At 32.3% G+C, this 19,052-nt stretch carries 20 protein-coding genes; 14 read left to right on the top strand and 6 right to left on the bottom strand.

The genetic code is table 11. The annotated features are described in order from the left end of the window. Positions 1 to 76 precede the first annotated feature (76 nt). Complete coding sequence (locus ASD98_RS00695; RefSeq protein ID WP_056198680.1) at positions 77 to 421, bottom strand: helix-turn-helix domain-containing protein; 345 nt, start codon at positions 419 to 421, stop codon at positions 77 to 79. Between the two features lie 216 nt (positions 422 to 637). Here ASD98_RS00695 and ASD98_RS00690 point away from each other — a divergent pair, with 216 nt between their 5' ends. From ASD98_RS00690 to ASD98_RS00665, 7 genes are all read left to right on the top strand, one after another. Further along, complete coding sequence (locus ASD98_RS00690; RefSeq protein ID WP_056198678.1) at positions 638 to 1,129, top strand: GNAT family N-acetyltransferase; 492 nt, start codon at positions 638 to 640, stop codon at positions 1,127 to 1,129. A 2-nt stretch (positions 1,130 to 1,131) separates the two neighbouring features. Beyond that, complete coding sequence (locus tag ASD98_RS00685) at positions 1,132 to 1,617, top strand: MarR family winged helix-turn-helix transcriptional regulator (RefSeq protein ID WP_056198676.1); 486 nt, start codon at positions 1,132 to 1,134, stop codon at positions 1,615 to 1,617. A gap of 187 nt (positions 1,618 to 1,804) precedes the next feature. Beyond that, a complete protein-coding gene (locus tag ASD98_RS00680) occupies positions 1,805 to 2,227 on the top strand; it encodes a hypothetical protein (RefSeq protein WP_056199605.1) in 423 nt (140 codons plus the stop codon). Positions 2,228 to 2,256: 29 nt separating this feature from the next. Continuing rightward, positions 2,257 to 2,415, top strand: coding sequence for a hypothetical protein (locus ASD98_RS23910; RefSeq protein WP_157849129.1), 159 nt, complete (start codon positions 2,257 to 2,259; stop codon positions 2,413 to 2,415). Positions 2,416 to 2,499: 84 nt separating this feature from the next. Continuing rightward, positions 2,500 to 3,348, top strand: coding sequence for an AraC family transcriptional regulator (locus ASD98_RS00675; RefSeq protein WP_056198673.1), 849 nt, complete (start codon positions 2,500 to 2,502; stop codon positions 3,346 to 3,348). An 81-nt stretch (positions 3,349 to 3,429) separates the two neighbouring features. Continuing rightward, positions 3,430 to 4,155 carry a siderophore-interacting protein gene (locus ASD98_RS00670; protein ID WP_056198671.1) on the top strand — a complete coding sequence of 242 codons (726 nt, stop codon included), beginning with the start codon at positions 3,430 to 3,432 and terminating at the stop codon, positions 4,153 to 4,155. 315 nt (positions 4,156 to 4,470) lie between these two features. Continuing rightward, positions 4,471 to 5,442, top strand: a complete 972-nt coding sequence (locus ASD98_RS00665) for a hydrogen peroxide-inducible genes activator (protein WP_056199602.1) — start codon at positions 4,471 to 4,473, stop codon at positions 5,440 to 5,442. Between the two features lie 76 nt (positions 5,443 to 5,518). Here the strand turns inward: ASD98_RS00665 and ASD98_RS00660 are convergent, their stop codons facing one another. Together ASD98_RS00660 and ASD98_RS00655 are read right to left on the bottom strand one after the other, a co-directional pair. Next, positions 5,519 to 6,289: an alpha/beta hydrolase gene (locus tag ASD98_RS00660; protein WP_056198667.1), complete on the bottom strand. Its 771-nt coding sequence runs from the start codon at positions 6,287 to 6,289 to the stop codon at positions 5,519 to 5,521. A 194-nt stretch (positions 6,290 to 6,483) separates the two neighbouring features. Continuing rightward, a complete protein-coding gene (locus ASD98_RS00655) occupies positions 6,484 to 6,900 on the bottom strand; it encodes an OsmC family protein (RefSeq protein ID WP_056198665.1) in 417 nt (138 codons plus the stop codon). A gap of 369 nt (positions 6,901 to 7,269) precedes the next feature. Here ASD98_RS00655 and ASD98_RS00650 point away from each other — a divergent pair, with 369 nt between their 5' ends. The 7 genes from ASD98_RS00650 (at position 7,270) to ASD98_RS00625 (ending at position 16,886) form a co-directional block, all read left to right on the top strand. Further along, positions 7,270 to 9,726, top strand: coding sequence for a hypothetical protein (locus ASD98_RS00650; protein WP_242412049.1), 2,457 nt, complete (start codon positions 7,270 to 7,272; stop codon positions 9,724 to 9,726). Positions 9,727 to 10,065: 339 nt separating this feature from the next. Further along, a complete protein-coding gene (locus ASD98_RS00645) occupies positions 10,066 to 11,322 on the top strand; it encodes a TIGR02281 family clan AA aspartic protease (protein WP_056198659.1) in 1,257 nt (418 codons plus the stop codon). A gap of 138 nt (positions 11,323 to 11,460) precedes the next feature. Further along, positions 11,461 to 11,601 carry a hypothetical protein gene (locus ASD98_RS24075; RefSeq protein ID WP_199866257.1) on the top strand — a complete coding sequence of 47 codons (141 nt, stop codon included), beginning with the start codon at positions 11,461 to 11,463 and terminating at the stop codon, positions 11,599 to 11,601. Between the two features lie 215 nt (positions 11,602 to 11,816). After that, entirely contained in the window at positions 11,817 to 13,067 is a 1,251-nt protein-coding gene (locus tag ASD98_RS00640) for a DNA cytosine methyltransferase (RefSeq protein ID WP_242412048.1), read from the top strand. Next, positions 13,060 to 15,516 carry an ATP-binding protein gene (locus tag ASD98_RS00635; protein WP_056198655.1) on the top strand — a complete coding sequence of 819 codons (2,457 nt, stop codon included), beginning with the start codon at positions 13,060 to 13,062 and terminating at the stop codon, positions 15,514 to 15,516. The genes ASD98_RS00640 and ASD98_RS00635 overlap by 8 nt, the downstream gene beginning before the upstream one ends. A 1-nt stretch (position 15,517) precedes the next feature. Then, complete coding sequence (locus ASD98_RS00630) at positions 15,518 to 16,225, top strand: hypothetical protein (RefSeq protein ID WP_128414760.1); 708 nt, start codon at positions 15,518 to 15,520, stop codon at positions 16,223 to 16,225. After that, positions 16,218 to 16,886 (top strand): hypothetical protein, encoded by a 669-nt coding sequence (locus ASD98_RS00625; protein WP_056198649.1) that lies wholly within the window; start codon positions 16,218 to 16,220, stop codon positions 16,884 to 16,886. The genes ASD98_RS00630 and ASD98_RS00625 overlap by 8 nt, the downstream gene beginning before the upstream one ends. 202 nt (positions 16,887 to 17,088) lie before the next feature. Here the strand turns inward: ASD98_RS00625 and ASD98_RS00620 are convergent, their stop codons facing one another. From ASD98_RS00620 to ASD98_RS00610, 3 genes are read right to left on the bottom strand one after another with little or no spacing between them, the layout of a single operon-like run. Further along, a complete protein-coding gene (locus tag ASD98_RS00620) occupies positions 17,089 to 17,493 on the bottom strand; it encodes a response regulator (protein WP_056198647.1) in 405 nt (134 codons plus the stop codon). Between the two features lies 1 nt (position 17,494). After that, the gene (locus ASD98_RS00615) at positions 17,495 to 18,751 is read right to left on the bottom strand and encodes an ATP-binding protein (protein ID WP_056199597.1); all 1,257 of its coding nucleotides are present in this window, start codon (positions 18,749 to 18,751) and stop codon (positions 17,495 to 17,497) included. Between the two features lies 1 nt (position 18,752). Then, positions 18,753 to 19,052 carry a circadian clock KaiB family protein gene (locus tag ASD98_RS00610; protein ID WP_056198644.1) on the bottom strand — a complete coding sequence of 100 codons (300 nt, stop codon included), beginning with the start codon at positions 19,050 to 19,052 and terminating at the stop codon, positions 18,753 to 18,755.

The raw sequence follows: 19,052 nt of genomic DNA, 5'->3' as shown, positions 1-19,052 counted from the left end.
AGTTTTAATAATTTTCCGGAATTTTTAAAATATTTTTTTAGAGCTGTATCTAAATTTCTGAGATTATAAACAACATTTAAACCTTTGTTTCTCTATTCTTAATATGATTTCGATGTGAAATTCCCCATTTAATCATTTCAGAAATAATTGGCCCGAAGGATTGACAATATGAAGTTGATTCATAAAGGATAGAAACTTTTGCATCACGGTCTTCGGTTCTTTTTACGAGATTATTCAGTTCCATATCTTTTAATTCCTTCGATAACATTCGCGAAGTAATTCCCGGAATACTTTCCTTAATTTCCTTAAATCTATTATTTCCGTTACAGATAGAATTTATAATAGGCAGTTTCCATTTTCCGCCTAAAACATATAAAGTATCCTGAAGAGCCTGAAACTCTTCTTTCTGATTTCTTGCCATATTTTTTAAACCATATAAGTTATATAAGAAATTTAAGTTTTTTTGGGTTTACATAAATCTCACAAGATCATTTTAATCCTTTAATCTGTGGTATTAAAAAAACTTTGTGCCTTTGTGGCATAGGATAACAAAAGTATAAAATAAATCATAAAATTGAATAAATGTTTTTATTTATGTATTTAACTACGTAGTTTTGTAATACAAAAATAAAATATCATGGAACCAAAAATTAAACTTGTAGAAAACCAATATTCAAATGTTATTGTTGATTTAATATTAAACATTCAGCAAAAAGAATTTAATGTACCCATTACTATCGAAGACCAGCCGGATCTGCTTACTATTAATGATTTCTATTACGCCAGCGGAGGAGGGTTTTGGGGAGCTTTTATAAATGAAGAATTAGTAGGAACGATCGCTTTGGTTAAATTTTCTGATACTGAAGCAGCGATAAGAAAGATGTTTGTAAAGAAAGAATTTCGCGGAAAAGAGTTTTCGATCGCTCAGAAATTAGTAGAGACTTTAATTGCATATTGCAAAGAAAACGGAATCGATGATTTATATTTGGGAACAGTTTCAATTTTAGAAGCTGCGTTACGCTTTTATGAAAAGAATAATTTTGTACGAATAGAGAAAGAAAAGCTTCCAAAAGCCTTTCCTTTAATGGCACCGGACAATGTTTTTTGTCATTTAATTTTAAAGAAATAAAGATGAATATTATAGACGAATCAGGAATATTGGCCCTTTCGACACGATTGCAGCGATTAAGCGAACAATTGCGTAAAGACGGCGCTTTATTTTATAAATCGTACGGAATTGATTTTGAACCCAAATGGTTTCCGGTAATTTATACTTTGTATCATAAAGAAGTTTTAAGTGTGGTTGAAATCGCCAATGAAATAGGTTACACACACCCATCGACCATAAGTTTATTAAAAGAACTGGAAAAACAAAAACTGATTCGTTCTAAAAAAGATAAAATCGACGAACGAAAAAGACTTCTTCAGCTTACTGCAAAAGGTCAGGAATTAATCGAGCAAATGAAACCTGTTTGGGACGTTATGAAAAAAGCCTTGAGTGAAATTGCCGATAATCAAAATAATCTGCTTCAGGCCATTAATGAAGCGGAGAATAAAATAGTACACCAGAGTTTTTTGCAGCGGGCTTTGCAGCTGAAAAGTGAAGGGGAGAAGTAATTTTATTTGTAAAAATAATACTACTTTTTAATTGCGATTTTGCTTAAACTTTAGTAACATTGCAAGAAAAAAATTGACCAATATTGATATTTATTATATTGCTTCTTCAATAGAAAACTCGATCATCCAATATTTTTTTGAAACAGAAGGCAAAAGGAAAATTCTCAAAGCAGTACAGTATTCGAAAATGAAAACCAAAAGTAATGAAATGTTTTACAATTTGGGTTTTGGAGATTATAATTTAGAAAGCAAAAATATTTCTGATAGCGAAAATAGTAATAATGGAGATGTAAGAATTGTATTTAATACGGTTTTAAATACGATACCTGAATTTTTTCGAGACAATCCAGATTTTCCAATTTATTTTCAAGGAAGTGATAGTAAAGATTCATTTGAAGAAGAATGTAGAAATAAATGTTCTAAAAATTGTACTCAAATCTGTAAAAATAAAAATCGACGAATTAGAATTTATACTTATTTTTTAGATAAAAACTATTTAAACTTTTTGAAGGATTATATGTTTTATGGATTTGATGAAGAATTGAAAATATTTGTCGAGTATGTGCCTAAAAATAAATACACTGCAATACTAATTTATAAGAAAAAATAGATAATTTTGTATATAGTAAGATGATTGTTATGGAAAAAGAAGAGAAAAAAATAAATGTAATTCCTATGTCGGAGGCAGCAAAAAAAAGGCTTACTAAGATTCTGGATGAAGTAAAAGGGAAAGATTTATTTCCTGAAAAAACTGCACTTGTAGAAAAGACATTACAAGATGTAAAATTACCAATTTAAATTTTAGTTAAAAATAAATAAAAGCGATCTTAAAAGGATCGCTTTTTTGTTGAAATTTGAAAATCATTCCAAATACCGAAATCATTGAAAAAGATACCCATATACAATCAAAGTCCGGAAGCTGTTGGCGGTATTTTCATTGCTTATCATTCTGCTGACGACCTGGCCAATTTTGATACTAAATTAGAGGCGCATCGAGATGATTTTTATATATTTTTTGTGCTCACAAAAGGGCAGGCCATTCTTCAATGTGATATGATCGATATTGAAATAAAAGCAACCAATGTATTGATGATCAAACCGCTTCAGGTTCATCATGGACAAGATGGTACTATTGATGCAGCAGGATATTATATTGGTGTAGCGCCTTTTCTTATTCCTAATAATTGTATTGAGATTTTTCAGAATTTAAAAATTTCAGAACAGCTCAATGCAATTGATCCGGCGTATAAGGAAGAACTTTTAGAAACCATTTATTTACTGCACCGTTCCTTTAAAAGTTTCAATCCAAATAAAGCACAAATCATTAATGGTCTTTTTAATGCCTTGATTTACAACTTGGCTAATATATATTCGGATACAAAAAGTCAGGTAAAGGAACTAAAAAATCAATCAGGATTAATTTATGCTAATTTTAAAAAACTGATTTCAGATCGTACTTTTTTAGAAAGTCCTTCTTATTTTGCAAAGAAATTAAATATCACAACCTCACACTTAAATGATTGTGTAAATGTTTCTTCGGGCAAATCAGTTACGTATTGGCTTCAAAATGCTATGATTATCGAGGCACAACGATTACTTTATTATACAGAAAGTGAAGTAAAAGAAATCGCTTTTACACTTGGATTTGAAGATCATACTTATTTTTCAAGATTGTTTAAAAAAATTACCAAAGAAACACCACTTTCGTTTCGCAAAAAATTCCGTGAATAGTCCAATCATCACCATTTATTATTCAATGACTCTTTAGGGTTTTATTTTCAATTTTGAATTGAATTTTAAAACCTAAGAATTATGAGTTCAATGCCCAAAATTATTGGTGATTTTATGGAAATGGCATTTACCAATAAAATCTGCAAAGTAAACGTTGCGACTATAGAAACACCAAGTCCCAATATAAAAATAATCAATTTTAAAGGTACTTTTCCACATGTTAAATTCAAGATCGGACAAGCAATTGTAATTCGGATTGATGATACCAATTACCGAAATTACACCCCAAGTAAATGGAATAGTGAAACGGGAACATTTGAAGTTATCTTTCATATTCACCACAACGGGCCTGGAAGTGAATTTATTAATAGTCTAAAACCACATGATCAAATTACCGTTGGTCTGCCAAGAGGTTTTAAGATTTTTAATAATGAAGCGCAATACCATTTCTTTTTCGGAGACGAAACCTGCATCAGCGTTTTCAAAAGCATCAAAGATGAAATTAACCGCAGCGAAAACAATTATTTAGGTATTTTAGAACTGGATGAACTTTCGGTTGAAATTCCTAAAAAACTTGGACTGGTTGTAGATGTTGTTCCAAAATCTGCCAATAAAGCCGAATCAGCGATAAAATCACTTCAAAATTTAGATGCAGAAATCTGGGATTTATGGAAAAAAGGTTATTTCTATTTAATGGGAAATGCCAAATCTATTCAGGCATTTAGAAAAGCCTTAAGAGAAAAAGGTGTTTCAAATAAAAACATTCACACGCAGCCGTATTGGGCAGAAGGAAAAGTTGGGCTTTAATTTTTCTAAAAAACAAAAAAGAAAAAGCGATCTGTATAAGATCGCTTTTTTAGTTAAATTATTTTAGTGGAACATCAAACGATATTATAAGAATGATAAACTCAATATGCTCCAAAAACAAATACCATCTGAATTTACTCCATTCCGCAAACACCATTTTATATATGTACGATAAATTCTATATTTTTGGTTTTGAAAGTATTGTTAAAGTTTTACAAATATTTCATTGAGCAAACTTCGACAAATTTTATTCTCAACAAAAAAGAAAAAAAACTTAGTACCTTAGCATCTCAGTACCTTAGAACCTTAGATCCAATGACCATTCAGCAGTTAAAATATATAGTAGCTTTAGATGATGAACGCCATTTTGCAAGAGCGGCCGAAGTTTGTATGGTTACGCAGCCCGGATTGACAATTCAGTTAAAGAATCTTGAAGAAGAAATCGGAATCAAGATTTTTGACCGAAATAAAGTACCATTAACGCCCACAATTCTCGGGACTGAGATCATCAACAAAGCAAGGAAAATTCTTCGTGAAGCGGATGAAATTAGGGATTTTGTGGTTAATGAAAAAAATCTTTTAGAAGGGGAGTTGAAGCTTGGAATTATTTCCACTTTATCGCCTTATCTCATTCCGTTGTTTATAAATGCAATGAAAGAAGCGGCGCCAAAAGTACATTTCATCATTAAAGAAGGCTATACGGGACATTTAATGAGAGATTTAGAAATCGGTGCGATTGATGTGGCTATTATGGCGACACCAACCGGAAACCCCAATTTGATTGAACATGTTATTTTTAAAGAACCTTTTGTAGCCTATTTGAATGAATCACATCCAATGGCAAACGAAGATTTTTACGAACTTCAGCCCGGAGATAAAACAGAACTATTGCTTCTTCATCACGAATATTGTTATAACGCTCAGCTTCTGGATATCTGCGGATTAAAAACATCAGACAAAATTAAGGAACAGTTTACCTACGATATTAATTCAATCGAAACCTTAAAAAACCTCGTTCGGGCACATTTAGGATTTGCGATTATTCCACAGCTTTCTATTTTAAACGAAGCAGCGTCAGGACTTTTTAAACCTTTTAAAGAACCCATTCCAGTAAGGGAAATCAGTTTGGTAGTTTCAGATTCTTTTTCGAAGAAGTTATTATTAGAAAAAATGAACGAAGCCGTTTGGAACTGTCTTCCCGATGCTCTCAAAAAAGATTTTGCCTATAAAAAAATACGCTGGAACGATTCGCCATATTTTGTAAAAGCGATTAGTAAAGTTTCTTAAAAGTAAATTCCAATAAAAAAATTCCAAATTCCAATTTTGTTACGAATTGGAATTTGGAATTTTAAAATTGAAAAATTTACCCTTTAGAAGCAGTAATAATCACATCAGCAACTTTAGCCGGCTGAGAAATAAAAACCACGTGGCTTCCTTTTATTTCAGTGATTTTTGTGTTAGAACGTTTGTACATAGCACGCTCGATATCAGGATTAATACTTTTATCTTCAGTTGCTACGATTCCGTAAGAAGGTTTAGTTCTCCATGCCGCTTTAGTAATTGGAGTTCCAAAACCGTTTGCATAAAAAGCACCTTGCGAAGCAAACATAAATTCCGCATCTTCTTTGCTTAAATCACCTGCAAAACCAGCATGAAATTTAGCTTTGTCATAATAAGCAATTCCTTTGTCATCTGGAGGCAGTACACCATTTTCCGGAGCTGGAGGCGCAGTTTGTAACCATTGAATAGAGTTTTCTCCATTATCAGGCTGTAAAGCGGCAACGTAAACCAAAGCGGCAACTTTTGGGTGATTTCCGGCTTCTGTAATTACAGTTCCACCCCATGAGTGTCCAACCAAAATTGTTGGCCCATCTTGTTTGTCAAGAGCTAAATTTGTTGCTTTAACATCGTCTTCTAAAGAGCTTAACGGATTTTGAACAATGGTTACGTTGTAACCTTTCTTAGTTAAAATTTGGTACAAACCTTTCCATCCTGAACCGTCTGCGAAAGCACCGTGTACCAATACCACATTTTTAATTTTAGGCGCAGTTTGCGCGTTTACATTTGCTGTTGTAAATAACAGACTAAAGATTATTGCTGCGAATGCTAAATAGCTTTTAAATAGTGTTTTCATTTTATTTAGATTTTAAATTGTTGTTTTAAATTGTTGTGTTGTTTTATTTGAAATTCCAATTTTTTGAAATTCCAAATTCCAAATTTTCCAATCTTTGTAGAGTTTCTAACGAGATTCTTCGTTCCTCAGAATAACAAAATTGCGTTTACTTTTATTTTACAGCAGTTGGAATTTGGAATTTCAGATATTGGAATTTAATTTAAAGTTACTGCCAAAGTAATTTCAGTGTTCAATAATTTAGAAATCGGACAAATTTCTTTGGCTTTTTGTGCCGCTTTTTGAAAATCTTCTTCAGAGATTCCAGGAACTTTTCCAGTCAATTCTAATTGAATTAAAGTAATGGTACCGTCTTCAAAAGTTACTTTAGCAGTTGTATCTAAATCTTCCGGAACAAAACCAGCTTCAGATAATAAAAAGCTTAACTGCATGGTAAAACAGCCAGAATGTGCCGCTGCGATTAATTCTTCAGGGTTTGTCCCTACACCTTGTTCGAAACGGGTTTTAAAAGATAATTGTGCATTATCTAAAGTTGTGCTTTGAGTACTAATGGTTCCTTTTCCTTCCATTCCTGTACCTTTCCAGTTTGCGTTTGCTCTTCTTGTAAATTTCATGATTTCTATTTTTTAAAGTTATTTTTTAAGATGATCAAATCATTTGTTTGATTTTGATGAGACAAATTTATGGCGAAGGCATTTATTAATCAAATTAATAATTTTTGACACTTATAAAATTAATTTATAATTATAGGTTTTATAAGGGCAGATCAAAACTTTAGATTATAATTTTTTTTCTTATAAAATTTTAAATCTAAGCTGAAAGGATGATTAATTATCAGTTTTTTGGTTTCAAGTTACAATTTGAAACCAACTAAGCGATTGATTTTTAGTTTTATATGTTCTGTCAATTTAATTTTATTCGAAACAATTTTACAGGAATACCCAGAGAATAAATTTTTAATGAATAATCTAACTTTTAAATTTATGAAAAAAGCTTTTCTAATAATTGTAATTTGTTGGAGTACAGTTTTGTTCTCCTGCAAAAAAGATAAAGATACTGATCAAGTAAATTCGGAAGCTGTAAAGTCTGATACTGCTGATGCTGCATTTGCCGATAACGGCTGGCCTCGCGAAGCTGAAAATAACGGTACAAAACTCGTTTATTATCAGCCGCAGGTAGATGACTGGAAAGATTATAAAGAAATTACAGCCCGACTGGCTTTTTCTTTGACACCAAAAGATGGAAAACAGGTTTTGGGCGTAGCTTCTTTAAAAGCCGAAACATTGGTTGATAAAGACAACCGAAGCGCTTTTATTAAAAACCTTCAGGTAACCGATGTGCGCTTTCCTGCTCTCGACGAAAAAAAAGTTCCCGAAATGGAAAAACTGTTTAAAGAAACACTGCCTAAAAGCGGAGATCCCGTTTCTGTAGATCGTATTCTGGCAGATTTAAGCCAGACTAAAAGTCCTGCAAAAGGAATTGCGGCTAAAAATGATCCTCCTGCGATTTTTTACAGTACCAATCCTGCTATTTTATTAATTGTGCAGGGAGAACCCGTTTTAGTGCCCGTAGAAAAAACAGATATTCAATATGTGGTCAATACAAACTGGGATTTGTTTTTTGATAAAACTTCTAAAGATTATTATTTGTTAGCTGAGAATGTCTGGCTGACTTCCAAAAAAATAGAAGGAAAATGGACTAAAACAGGGAAACTGCCTTCGGGATTAATTAATCTGCCTTCGGGACAGAATTTTGATGATGTCAAAAAGATGATTCCGCCTCCTTCAACCGGAAAGACGCCAGAAGTTTTCTACAGCAATAAACCTGCTGAATTGATTGCCGTAAACGGAAATCCTAAATTTATTAAAATTGCTGGAACCAAATTGCTGTACATTGATAATACCGAAAATGATATTTTTGCCGATGAAGGCGATGGTCAATATTATGTATTATTATCCGGAAGATGGTTTAAATCGAAAGACTTAACCGGACCGTGGTCGTATGCCGGAAATAACCTTCCTGCTGATTTTGCCAAAATCCCTAAAGATTCACCGCGGGCAAATGTATTGTCGTCTGTGCCCGGAACGCAGGAAGCTAACGATGCTGTAATGTTATCGCAAGTTCCCACAACAGCTATTTTAAAGAAATCAGATGCCGAAGCTAAAGTAAAAGTAACATATGACGGAGCCCCTCAATTTAAACCTATTGAAGGAACGAAAATGCAATACGCAAGCAATACACAGGAGAAAATTATAAAAGTAGGCGATTTGTATTATTTGTGTTTTCAGGCGGTTTGGTTTATGTCGACAAGTCCTAATGGGCCTTGGAAAACAGCCGATTCTGTTCCGAAAGAAATTTATACCATTCCGCCAAGTTCTCCGGTATATAATGTAACGTATGTTACTCAAACCACAACTGATACAACAGTCGAAAGCAGTTCAACGGCAGGATATTTAGGTGCTTTTATTATTGGTGCTACAGTAGGCGCTATACTAACATATGGTACAGGATGGTATTATCCGCCTTATGTGTATTATGGCGGATTATATCCTATTTACCGTCCGTGGCCTTATGCGTATGGAGGAGGAGCGGTTTACAATCCCTGGACGGGCGGTTATGCTGTCGGAAGACGCGTTTACGGACCTTATGGTGCTGCCGGAACTTCGGCCTGGTATAATCCGGCAACGGGAAGATACGGGCGTTCTGCAAGTGTTCAGGGATGGTATGGCGGTCGAACTGTTGCGAGTACTTACAATCCGTGGACGGGAAATTACGCCAGAACCAATCAGGGACATAATGCGTATGCACAATGGGGACATTCTGCTGCTACAAATGGCAATCAATGGGTTCAGACCGGACATGTTACCACCAGACGCGGAACGGCAATTGGTTATGAAACTTCCGGTGGAAATAAAGGCGTAATTACGCATCACAGAGGCGGAGGAACTACGATTCATACCAATAATAATCTATATGCGGGGCACGACGGACATGTGTATAAAAGAGATGCTAACGGAAACTGGAGTCATTATAATAACGGCAACGGTGGCTGGACACAAGCCGGAACTTTAGGTTCATCAAAAAAATCAGGTGAAGCGATTCAGCGTAATAAACCCAATCAGGGATTGGGCGCCAATGGAGCAGGAGAGAGGGTTCAGCGTGATAATCTGCCGAAACCCGAACAAAACTTAGGCGGCGAAACCCGATTAGGCGACAGAACCCAGCGTGATAATTTCCCAAAAGCAGATCAAACGCTCGGACAGCCGAATAAACCGCTTGGCGAAGCAGGCCGTTCTGATATTAAAAACGATCTCGATCGATCTGCTTTGTCCAGAGATAGAGGAGAATCGCAAACCCGAAACTTTCAAAACTTCCAGCATCAGGGTGGTTTAGGCGGTGGCGGTTTTAGAGGCGGCGGAGGCTTTCGAGGCAGAAGATAAATAAAAGTAAAGGTTGATTATAATAGGAAAATCAGGAATGGTAATGATATTGCCAGACCTGATTTTTTTGTTGTGAGAAGTTAGAAGCAAGAGACAAGAAACAAGAAGTAAAGTTTTAATTTAAAATTTAAGAACCCAAATTCCAACGCAATCTTGTCATTTCGAGGAACGAGAAATCTTCGCAAGTAGCTCCGTACAGTATGTCGCCAATCTTTGTAGAGTTTCTAACGAAGATTTCTCGTTCCTCGAAATGACAAGATTATAAAAACTTGAAACTTGAAACATAAAACTTGAAACAAAACAATTTCCTTATATTTAACCTTCAAAAAAATCAGACAAATGAACTATAACACACTTTTACTTTGTCTTTTATTTACAGGACAAATACTATTAGGACAGACAAACCCTGACATTAGTTTAAAGCAATTGAGCAAACAGCATCAATATGCTAAAATGGATAGTTTGAACAATAAGGAAAAAGGCAAAGACTATTATTTTTATAAAGGTTTATATGCCAATGTATGCAATAAACCCAAGTTGTCAAACCAGTATTTAGACAGTTTAAAAAACAATGAACTGACCAATACTTACGAATTTGCGAAGCTGAAAAATGACAACTATATCAAACTCTTTAATTACAATTTGGCTTATACGGCTTCTAAAGTTTTAACCCTTAAATTTCAAAAACAGTATACCGAAGAGGAACTTCAGGACGAATTAAACACACAGCGAATCTGGCAGACTTTACGCAATACACGCGCACAGACAATTGATAAATTTTCTACAATTTCAGTTGCTGCAGTAAAAGACAAAGCGGGTTTAATTACCACAGAAGTTAAGGCAAATGATACTCAGATTAATTTTGTTTTTGATACCGGAGCAGGAATTAGCTGTATTACCGAAAGTGTGGCGAAGAAAATGGGAGTTAAAATTCTGCCGGATAATAATATTTCGGTGGCGAGTTTTACGGGACAAAAAAACAAAGTTCGTATAGGCGTAGCACCCGAAATTAATTTAGGTGAATTGAAAATTCATAATGCGGTGTTTTTAGTATATCCTGATAAGGCTTTTACATTTGCAGATGGTGCTTATGTCATTAACGGAATTATTGGTTTTCCTATAGTAAAAGAGTTAGGAACGATTACGATTGAAAAAGATAAACTTACCTTTTCTAAAGAATTAGAGACCAATGCAATTGAAAAAAACTTATTCGTAGACGAACTCAGAGCGATTGTTACGCTCACGTATAAAGGCAAAACCCTGCCGTTTAATTTTGACAGCGGAGCAAAAGAAAGCCTTTTCAACAAGGCGTTTTACGAAACCTTCAAAACCGACCTTGATAGTATGGGGACTTTAGAAACGTCTAAATCCTCCAGCGCTGGCGCAGAAGTGGTTGCTACAGAAGTTTTGGTTTTAAAAGACCAGCAAATATATCTTGGAAAAAAACTTATCAAACTCTCAAAAATGGAAATTGACCAAAAGGATTATGGTGTTTATGGCGATGTGAATTTTGGAAATATTGGGCAGGATGTATTGGGGCAATTTGAAAAGGTTGTGATTAGTTTTGATGGGAATTATTTGAGGTTGGAGGATTGAGTTTTCTGGTTGTATTAAATATATTTTGAGTTATGGTTTTCCATAATATAATCTTGAATTTATTAATGTTATTTGTTTCCAAGATTAGAAGTTTAAATTTCTAATCATAATATAAATGTTTAATTTAAAAATACATTAATGGAAACAATTCAAGCAATTAAATCTGGTCCAAAACCGAAAAAGGAAGATGGGTCGTTAGATGAAAGAAGACGTGTAACTCCTGAAAAAAAGGAAGATTATCGCCCTTTAAAACCTCATATTCATAAACCAAAAGATTGATGAATTATGACTTCAAGAAAAAAGAGACAGTTTAATACTGTCTCTTTTCATGTCGTGGTAGATTAGTTTTGAGGGGAATTATTTGAGGATGGAGTATTAAGTATTCTTTGCCCAAATTTTATCTAAAAATCGTTTTTATATTTATTAAATTAGTAAGTTTTTATACTTTAAAAAAAGCATTGAATATATTTCTTTTTTATATATTTTTGTATAAAATGAAAAAAAACACTATGGATAAAAATAAATCTTTATATATTGATTTATTCGCTGGATGCGGTGGGCTTTCTTTAGGGTTACATAATTCAGGACTTTGGAAAGGGTTGTTTGCTGTAGAAAAAAATAAAGATGCCTTTGAAACACTGAGTTATAATCTAATTAGATCAAAAAAACATTTTGAATGGCCAAATTGGTTGCCAGAAAAAGAGTTAGATATTAATTTTATTCTTAAAGAATATAGCCCTGAACTTAAAGATCTTAGAGGTAAAATCGACTTAGTAGCAGGAGGTCCTCCATGTCAAGGATTCTCTACGGCTGGGAGAAGAATTGAAACAGATGAAAGAAATAAACTTATAAAATCTTATATTAATTTTATCAGACTTGTTCAACCAAAGATGATTTTTTTTGAAAATGTAAAAGGGTTTACTCAAAAATTTGATAAAAACAAAAGTAAAGGAAAAGCCTATTCAGAATATGTTCTAAAAGCTTTAAGAGCCAAGACTAACGATTTTCCTGGTTATGACGTTTATGGCAAATTAGTAGATTTTTCGCTATATGGAATACCCCAAAAACGAACTCGTTTTATTTTAGTGGGAATAAAAAAAGGGCTTTTGAATAAAAATAAAGCATCATCATTCTTTAAATCTTTGGATGAAAATAAAGAATCTTTTCTAATTACTAAAAACATAGGTGTCACTAATAATCTTGAACAGGCTATTTCAGATCTATTAAAAGAAGGCAAAGAAGTAGAATCTCCAGACACAAAGAGTTTTAAAGCAGGAATGTATGGCAGTGTAAAATCAAACTATCAAGAATTACTACGTCAAGGTGTAGATGATAGATTAGTTCCTGATAGTCATAGATTTGCAAAACATGCTAAATCTACATTAGAAAAATTTGAATATATTTTAAATAATGCAGAGAAGAATAAAACTTTATCTGATACAATAAAAAATATATTTGATTTAAAAAAACGAACAATTATACCACTTTCAGGAAATACTCCAACAGCAACAATTACTACTCTTCCTGATGATTATATCCATTATTGTGAACCCAGAATTTTCACTGTGAGAGAATATGCAAGAATACAATCATTCAATGATTGGTATCAGTTTAGAGGTAAATATACAACAGGAGGTAAAAGACGAACTCAAGAAGTTCCTAGATATTCACAAATAGGTAACGCTATACCACCTTTATTTGGAGAACAAAGCGCAATAATTATGAAAGGGCTTTTAGATGGGTGATTCTGAAAAACTACATTTTAAAACCAATGTTCTGTTAAAAAGTATAATTGGAAAAGATTTAATTACTGATGACAACATTGCAGTTTTAGAATTAGTAAAAAATTCTTTTGATGCATTATCTAAATCTGTAAATATAATTTTTAGTAATATTTTCGATGAAAACATTGAAAATTCAAAATTAGTTATTCAGGATTTTGGAAAAGGAATGAATGAAAAAGATATTCAGGATAAATGGTTAAACATAGCTTATTCAGAGAAAAAGAATTCAAAAAATATTGGAGATAGGCTATTAGCAGGAAATAAAGGAGTTGGAAGATTTTCTTGTGATAGATTAGGAGAATATTTAAATCTCTACACAAGAACCTCGAATGATGAAACGATAAATCATCTTTACATTGATTGGACAAAGTTTGAAATAGATGATAATTTAGAATTAAATATTCAAGATATTGATTTGAGATTGGTCAAATTAAGTGTTGACGAATTTATAACTTATACTGGCTATGATAGCTTTAGTAGTGGAACAATATTAGAAATCAAAAAATTAAGAAGAGAATGGGATTATAATAAGATTCTCAATCTTAAAAATAACTTAGAAAAATTGATTAATCCTAATCAAGCTTTTTCAAATGATAAATTCAAAATAGAAATTATTGCCAATGAAATTGATGATAATAATCTACCATATCATCAGAAAATAAATGGAGAAGTTGGAAATAGAGTATTTGATGAATTAAACTTTAAATCCACCTCAATTGAGTCTACAATTGATTCAGAAGGCAAAATTATAACAACAAAATTATTTGATAGAGGAGTAAATGTATTTACTCTAACAGAAGAAAATAGATATTCTCTTTTAAAAGATATTAAGATTACCATTTTTTATCTTAACCCTTATGCTAAAGCATATTTCACTAGACAAACTGGAATAAGATCTGTTCATTTTGGTTCAATATTTTTATTTATAAATGGTTTCCGAATTCCGCCTTATGGAGATGATGGAGACGATTGGTTAAATCTTGAATTAAGAAAAGGTCAGGGATATAATAGATTTATCGGTGCTCGAGAATTATTAGGAAGAATTGAGGTTATTGATCATAATAGCCAATTTAAGATTATTTCCAGTCGAGCTGGAATAGTTAATAATGATGTTTTTGAGGAATTAACTAAAGAATCAGCACCTTATGGCTTTTATTTTAAAACGCATAGAAGATTAGAACGATATGTTGTTGAAGGATTAAAATGGGATAGTGCTAGAGAAAAAGATGAGAATATTGAAAAAAAAGTACTAAGTGAAAGTTGGGACGAAAGTAAAGAAGAGTTTAAGGAAGACGAACTTGTAAAAATTAGACGTGCATTAAATAGTATAGTTCCAATAATTGGTCTAAAAAAAGATGAAATTAAAACTTTGCAGATTAATGAAAAGTTTATAGGCAATATTATAGATAAAGAAATCGAAAAGAAAAGCAATGAAGTTGATGAGCTAATAGGGAATATAGCTGAAAATTATACTATAGAAGATCTAGAAAAAATTACATCAAATTTAAAGAGAAAAATAAACGAAGTCGAAATATTGCAATCTGACACGAAAATTAGTGAATCTAATGAATTTGGTATTGAAAAATTTGATTATATACAAAAAAAATTAACCGAAGCATTAAATCAATTTTCAAGCCTTCAATTAGAAAAATTAGAAGTAGAAAGAGAAAGACAAAAATTAGAGGCTGAAAAAAAGAAATTAGAAGAAGAGTTACAATTTGAAATTGAAAAGAATACTTATTTAAGATATTCAAGTAGGGGTTTAAGCGAAGATGCAAAAGGATTGATACATAATATAAAGATAACTTCTAAAAATATTCAATCAAATGTACATACCTTAATTGAAAAAATTAGAAACAAAGAAATTAAAGATAAAGAATTGATTAGAAGGTTAGAAGTTATAAACTTCAATTCTGAAAAGGCCTTAAAAATTAGTAAACTGATTACTAGATCAAATTTTAAAACACAAGCCAATACACAAATAGTCGATGTTGTTAGATATATAGAACAATATATTTCTATATATTCAGATATGTATGAGAATTCAAAATTACAATTTGTATTCAATAATAATAGCGTAGAAGTATTTGAAAAGAGATTAAGTATCTTAGAATTGTCATTAATTATAGATGATTTAATTTCCAATTCTGAAAAAGCTGGAGCTAAAATTATTCAGATTGATATCCAGAATGGACTTGAAATATTATTTTCTGATGATGGAAAAGGGTTAAGTAATGTTTTTTTGGATAGACCTGAAAAAATATTTGAATTAGGAATTACAACAACTGATGGTTCAGGTATTGGTCTAAATTCCGTTAGGAACGCATTAAATCAAATGCAAGCGAAAATTTCCTTTGTTGGGAATGGAATAAAATTGTCTGGAGCAACATTTAAAATTGATTTTATTTAAAATGGAAGAAAAAACATGTTTATTAATAGATAACGAAAATCAAATTTCGAGCATCGAGACTATCGAACGTGAGGGAAAAAAAATAGGAACTACAATAAAATGTTATCAATTTAATGTGGGTTCAACAAATAATCCTGAATTTTTGACTGATAATAAAATTGACTTAAAAAAAGTGATAGCAGAATTTCATAAACAATATGGAGGAATTACTTTTGATTTGATTGCATTTGATTGGTCATTGGATGATGATGAAATTAACGGTGTTGAACTTATTAAATGCTTTCAAGACAACAAACTTCGTCGATCTACACCTAAACTCCTGTATTCAGGAGAATTAAAAGTTGAAATGGAGGGCTTGTTAAATTTATATAAAGACGAAAAAATTGAATTTAAGAAAGCTTGGAATCAAATAAAAACTTTAGTCGAAATTGATATTGTTGATTTTAAAGACAGGGATGAATATGAAATGGCAATAGTAAAGTATTTGCATAAAAATAATCCAAGTTTGGAAACAGTATTAGTAAAAGAACTAAGAAACAATAGTGATTTAAAATTTCTTGGTAATTTTGAAAAATTTGAAAACTTGACTTTTGCTGAAATTGCTTCAATTATCGAAAATGATCCTGATAGAAGTATTCATTTTAAAAAAGGATTAATTGAAGAATCTATAGCTTTTCTGGTTGACTTAAAAAATCATAGTGATGAATAGATTACTTATTATTCATCCAAAAGATGTTACGACACAATTTTTAAACTCAATATGGAGTTTTTTGTTGGAGCAATTCGATGATAAGATAAGTTTATACAATATTGCCTTTACAGACGATGAGCATTCTCTTGTTTTAAAAGAAATTTCTAATTTTGATGGAGATAATATTCTCTTTTTGGGTCATGGAACTTCAACTAGTTTAAAAGGCGCAAAAAATGAAATATATTCTAAAGAAATTTTTATTGGAAAGAATGATTTAGAAATTTTTAAAAACAAAAATGTACTTAGTTTTTCATGTAAATCAATTGACTTTTTTAGATATGTTAAGAATTTTAGCTATATAGGATTTGACGATATTCCTTCAGATATGGATGAAGTTCTGGGAGCGCGTGAATTTGAAAATACAATCTATGAAAACGTTGATAAAGAAATTATTGAAGAGTTTAAAGGTAAATTGATTCGAATAATTGGCAATTCTGTATTTGATTGGCTTATAGATGATTATGATATTAAGAGAGTTTATAATAGAATAAGAATAAGAATAAATAAAGAAATTGTGAATGTTTTAAGAACTAAGCAAAGTATAGAAAAAAAGAAAGCAATGCTAAATCTCTTAAATGATTTGAAAAAGAATATGGGATATAACTGTTTACAATATTAGTGATAGTTAAAGTTTTATAATTGAATATCATATAATTTTATACTCTTGATTTGTTTAAATCAAGAGTATAAAAAAATAAAAAACAGAAATTTACTCCAAATCCAAATAAGGATTCAAAATCTCGTCAAATTCATTGAGCCAATAAAAGCTGTTTTCTAATTTGATTATTTTTTGCTGGAGAGCTTCGTTTTAAACACGGGCTTTAATCTTCAATAATCCTCAAAATAGTCTTCGGAATTTCGGCGAAAGCCTCAAAAGAATAAGGTTTAATAAGATAAGCTTTTACGCCCAGCGCGTCGCATTTTTCTTTGTAAGCGGGATTGATGCTTGTAGAATATACAAAACACGGAATCGTTTTTAAATCGTTGTTATTCAAAATTTGCTGTAAGGCTTCGATGCCGTTGACTATGGGCATGTTGATATCGGTCAGGATTACGTCGGGGTTTTCGTTTGCCGTGTCTTTAAGGTAATTGAGCAGTTCTTCGCCATTGGCTACAAGGCTTACTTTTCCGAAATTCGGGTTTTGGTTGAAGGTTTCGCAGATTACGTCAGCGTCATCAAAGTCATCTTCGGCAATTATGATATGTAGGTTGTTTTTTTGTGGCATTTTATACAATGGGAAAGTAAAGATTAAATGTTGTGCCTTCGTTGAGCGTACTTTCGACGGTTATGTTTCCGGAATGGTTTTCCATGATCTTTTTACAAATCGCAAGGCCAATACCGTTTCCTGAATATTCGTTTCGGGCATGAAGGCGCTGAAAAATGGTAAAGATTTTAAGAAGATGGCTTGATTCCATGCCAATTCCGTTGTCTTTGATCTGTATCTTTACAAATTTAGCGTTTTGATTTGGCATTTCGGCGTTTAAATTTTCGGCCTGATAAATTTCTATAAACGGAGCGACAGCTTCTTTGCTGTATTTTATGGCGTTGGTAATCAGGTTGCCAAAAAGCTGTCGAATTTGGACTTTAGAGGCTTTTATGGCAGGGAGTTTTCCTATTTGAATCTTGGCCTTTTTATCAGTAATAATAATTTCGAGATCTTCAATAACTTCACCAATTATAGAGGCTAAATTAATTTCGGTTCGTTCTTCCTGCGCCGTGTGCGATGAATACTGGACCAAATCATCAACAAGTGAATTCAACCGCAATGCAGATGATTTTAGAACATTCATGGATTTGGCATCGGTTTCAGAAAGATAACTTCCGTCAATTCGGTCATTATGCATTACAATTTTCCGAAGCGGTTCTTTTAAATCATGTGAAATAACATGAATAAATTCTTCGAGATTGGTATTGATTCGGTTTAACTCTTTTATTTTTTCTTCTAATTCCTGCTGATGACGAATTAAGGCTTCCTCGTGTTTTTTCTTTTCGGTTAAATCGGTAATTACGATTCCAATTGCTTCTACGGCAGGTTCGAGATCGGTTAAGGCGATATAAGCCGGAAAAGTTTCTTTGTCGTTATTCGATTTAAAAAGAATTTCGTGCGTGGCGATTCCGTATCGAAGCGCCTGAATAAGCTGGACAAACTGCGTGGGATTATCAAAATATTCATTTAAATACGTCCCGATAATCTGCTCTGAAGGAATGCCAACGAGTTCTGAAAAATAATCGTTGCAATACAATACGAGTCCTTTGCGCGAAATACTAAGCGCACCCTGTCGGAATTTTTCAATAAGAAGCCTGTAAGTATAATCGGCAGTTTCGAGAGAGTATAGCTCCGGAACTCCGTTGTTACTTACGACTAAAGCATCAACATCTCCTTGTTTTATTGCATTTACAATACTATTAGATTCAAAAAGTTCTTCTTTTAAGGATTCTATTTCTGCTAATAACGATTCTATATTTCTTTTTTTTACCTCCAAATTATTGTTCAATGTTTAATATATACAAGACCTTTTCTTTATCTGATAAATCGCCCAAAATGATTCTTTTGGGTTCAGGATGTATTTTGATTAATGTTGGGATTGCCACAATTTGATGAATCACGGCTTGTTCCTTATCACGGCTGATATCTATAATTTCTAATTCGTAATTGTTGTTGAGATAAGTATCGCATATTCTGCGTAAATTTTCGATTGCATGTCCTGATTTAACAGACATACCTGAAACAAAAAGTTTGAACTTATGTTTGGTTGTACTTGTGCCATCAGATGAATCTTCCAT

Source organism: Flavobacterium sp. Root186, from assembly GCF_001428525.1.
GTDB lineage: Bacteria > Bacteroidota > Bacteroidia > Flavobacteriales > Flavobacteriaceae > Flavobacterium.
This window is presented reverse-complemented; position numbering and strand designations above follow the sequence as displayed.

Excerpts from the sequence above, each read along its gene's own strand:
- ASD98_RS00695 (WP_056198680.1), bottom strand. The coding sequence starts at position 421 with ATGGCAAGAAATCAGAAAGAAGAGTTTCAGGCTCTTCAGGATACTTTA.
- ASD98_RS00690 (WP_056198678.1), top strand. The coding sequence starts at position 638 with ATGGAACCAAAAATTAAACTTGTAGAAAACCAATATTCAAATGTTATT.
- ASD98_RS00685 (WP_056198676.1), top strand. The coding sequence starts at position 1,132 with ATGAATATTATAGACGAATCAGGAATATTGGCCCTTTCGACACGATTG.
- ASD98_RS00680 (WP_056199605.1), top strand. The coding sequence starts at position 1,805 with ATGAAAACCAAAAGTAATGAAATGTTTTACAATTTGGGTTTTGGAGAT.
- ASD98_RS23910 (WP_157849129.1), top strand. The coding sequence starts at position 2,257 with ATGGAAAAAGAAGAGAAAAAAATAAATGTAATTCCTATGTCGGAGGCA.
- ASD98_RS00670 (WP_056198671.1), top strand. The coding sequence starts at position 3,430 with ATGAGTTCAATGCCCAAAATTATTGGTGATTTTATGGAAATGGCATTT.
- ASD98_RS00665 (WP_056199602.1), top strand. The coding sequence starts at position 4,471 with ATGACCATTCAGCAGTTAAAATATATAGTAGCTTTAGATGATGAACGC.
- ASD98_RS00660 (WP_056198667.1), bottom strand. The coding sequence starts at position 6,289 with ATGAAAACACTATTTAAAAGCTATTTAGCATTCGCAGCAATAATCTTT.
- ASD98_RS00655 (WP_056198665.1), bottom strand. The coding sequence starts at position 6,900 with ATGAAATTTACAAGAAGAGCAAACGCAAACTGGAAAGGTACAGGAATG.
- ASD98_RS00650 (WP_242412049.1), top strand. The coding sequence starts at position 7,270 with ATGAAAAAAGCTTTTCTAATAATTGTAATTTGTTGGAGTACAGTTTTG.
- ASD98_RS00645 (WP_056198659.1), top strand. The coding sequence starts at position 10,066 with ATGAACTATAACACACTTTTACTTTGTCTTTTATTTACAGGACAAATA.
- ASD98_RS24075 (WP_199866257.1), top strand. The coding sequence starts at position 11,461 with ATGGAAACAATTCAAGCAATTAAATCTGGTCCAAAACCGAAAAAGGAA.
- ASD98_RS00640 (WP_242412048.1), top strand. The coding sequence starts at position 11,817 with ATGAAAAAAAACACTATGGATAAAAATAAATCTTTATATATTGATTTA.
- ASD98_RS00635 (WP_056198655.1), top strand. The coding sequence starts at position 13,060 with ATGGGTGATTCTGAAAAACTACATTTTAAAACCAATGTTCTGTTAAAA.
- ASD98_RS00630 (WP_128414760.1), top strand. The coding sequence starts at position 15,518 with ATGGAAGAAAAAACATGTTTATTAATAGATAACGAAAATCAAATTTCG.
- ASD98_RS00625 (WP_056198649.1), top strand. The coding sequence starts at position 16,218 with ATGAATAGATTACTTATTATTCATCCAAAAGATGTTACGACACAATTT.
- ASD98_RS00620 (WP_056198647.1), bottom strand. The coding sequence starts at position 17,493 with ATGCCACAAAAAAACAACCTACATATCATAATTGCCGAAGATGACTTT.
- ASD98_RS00610 (WP_056198644.1), bottom strand. The coding sequence starts at position 19,052 with ATGGAAGATTCATCTGATGGCACAAGTACAACCAAACATAAGTTCAAA.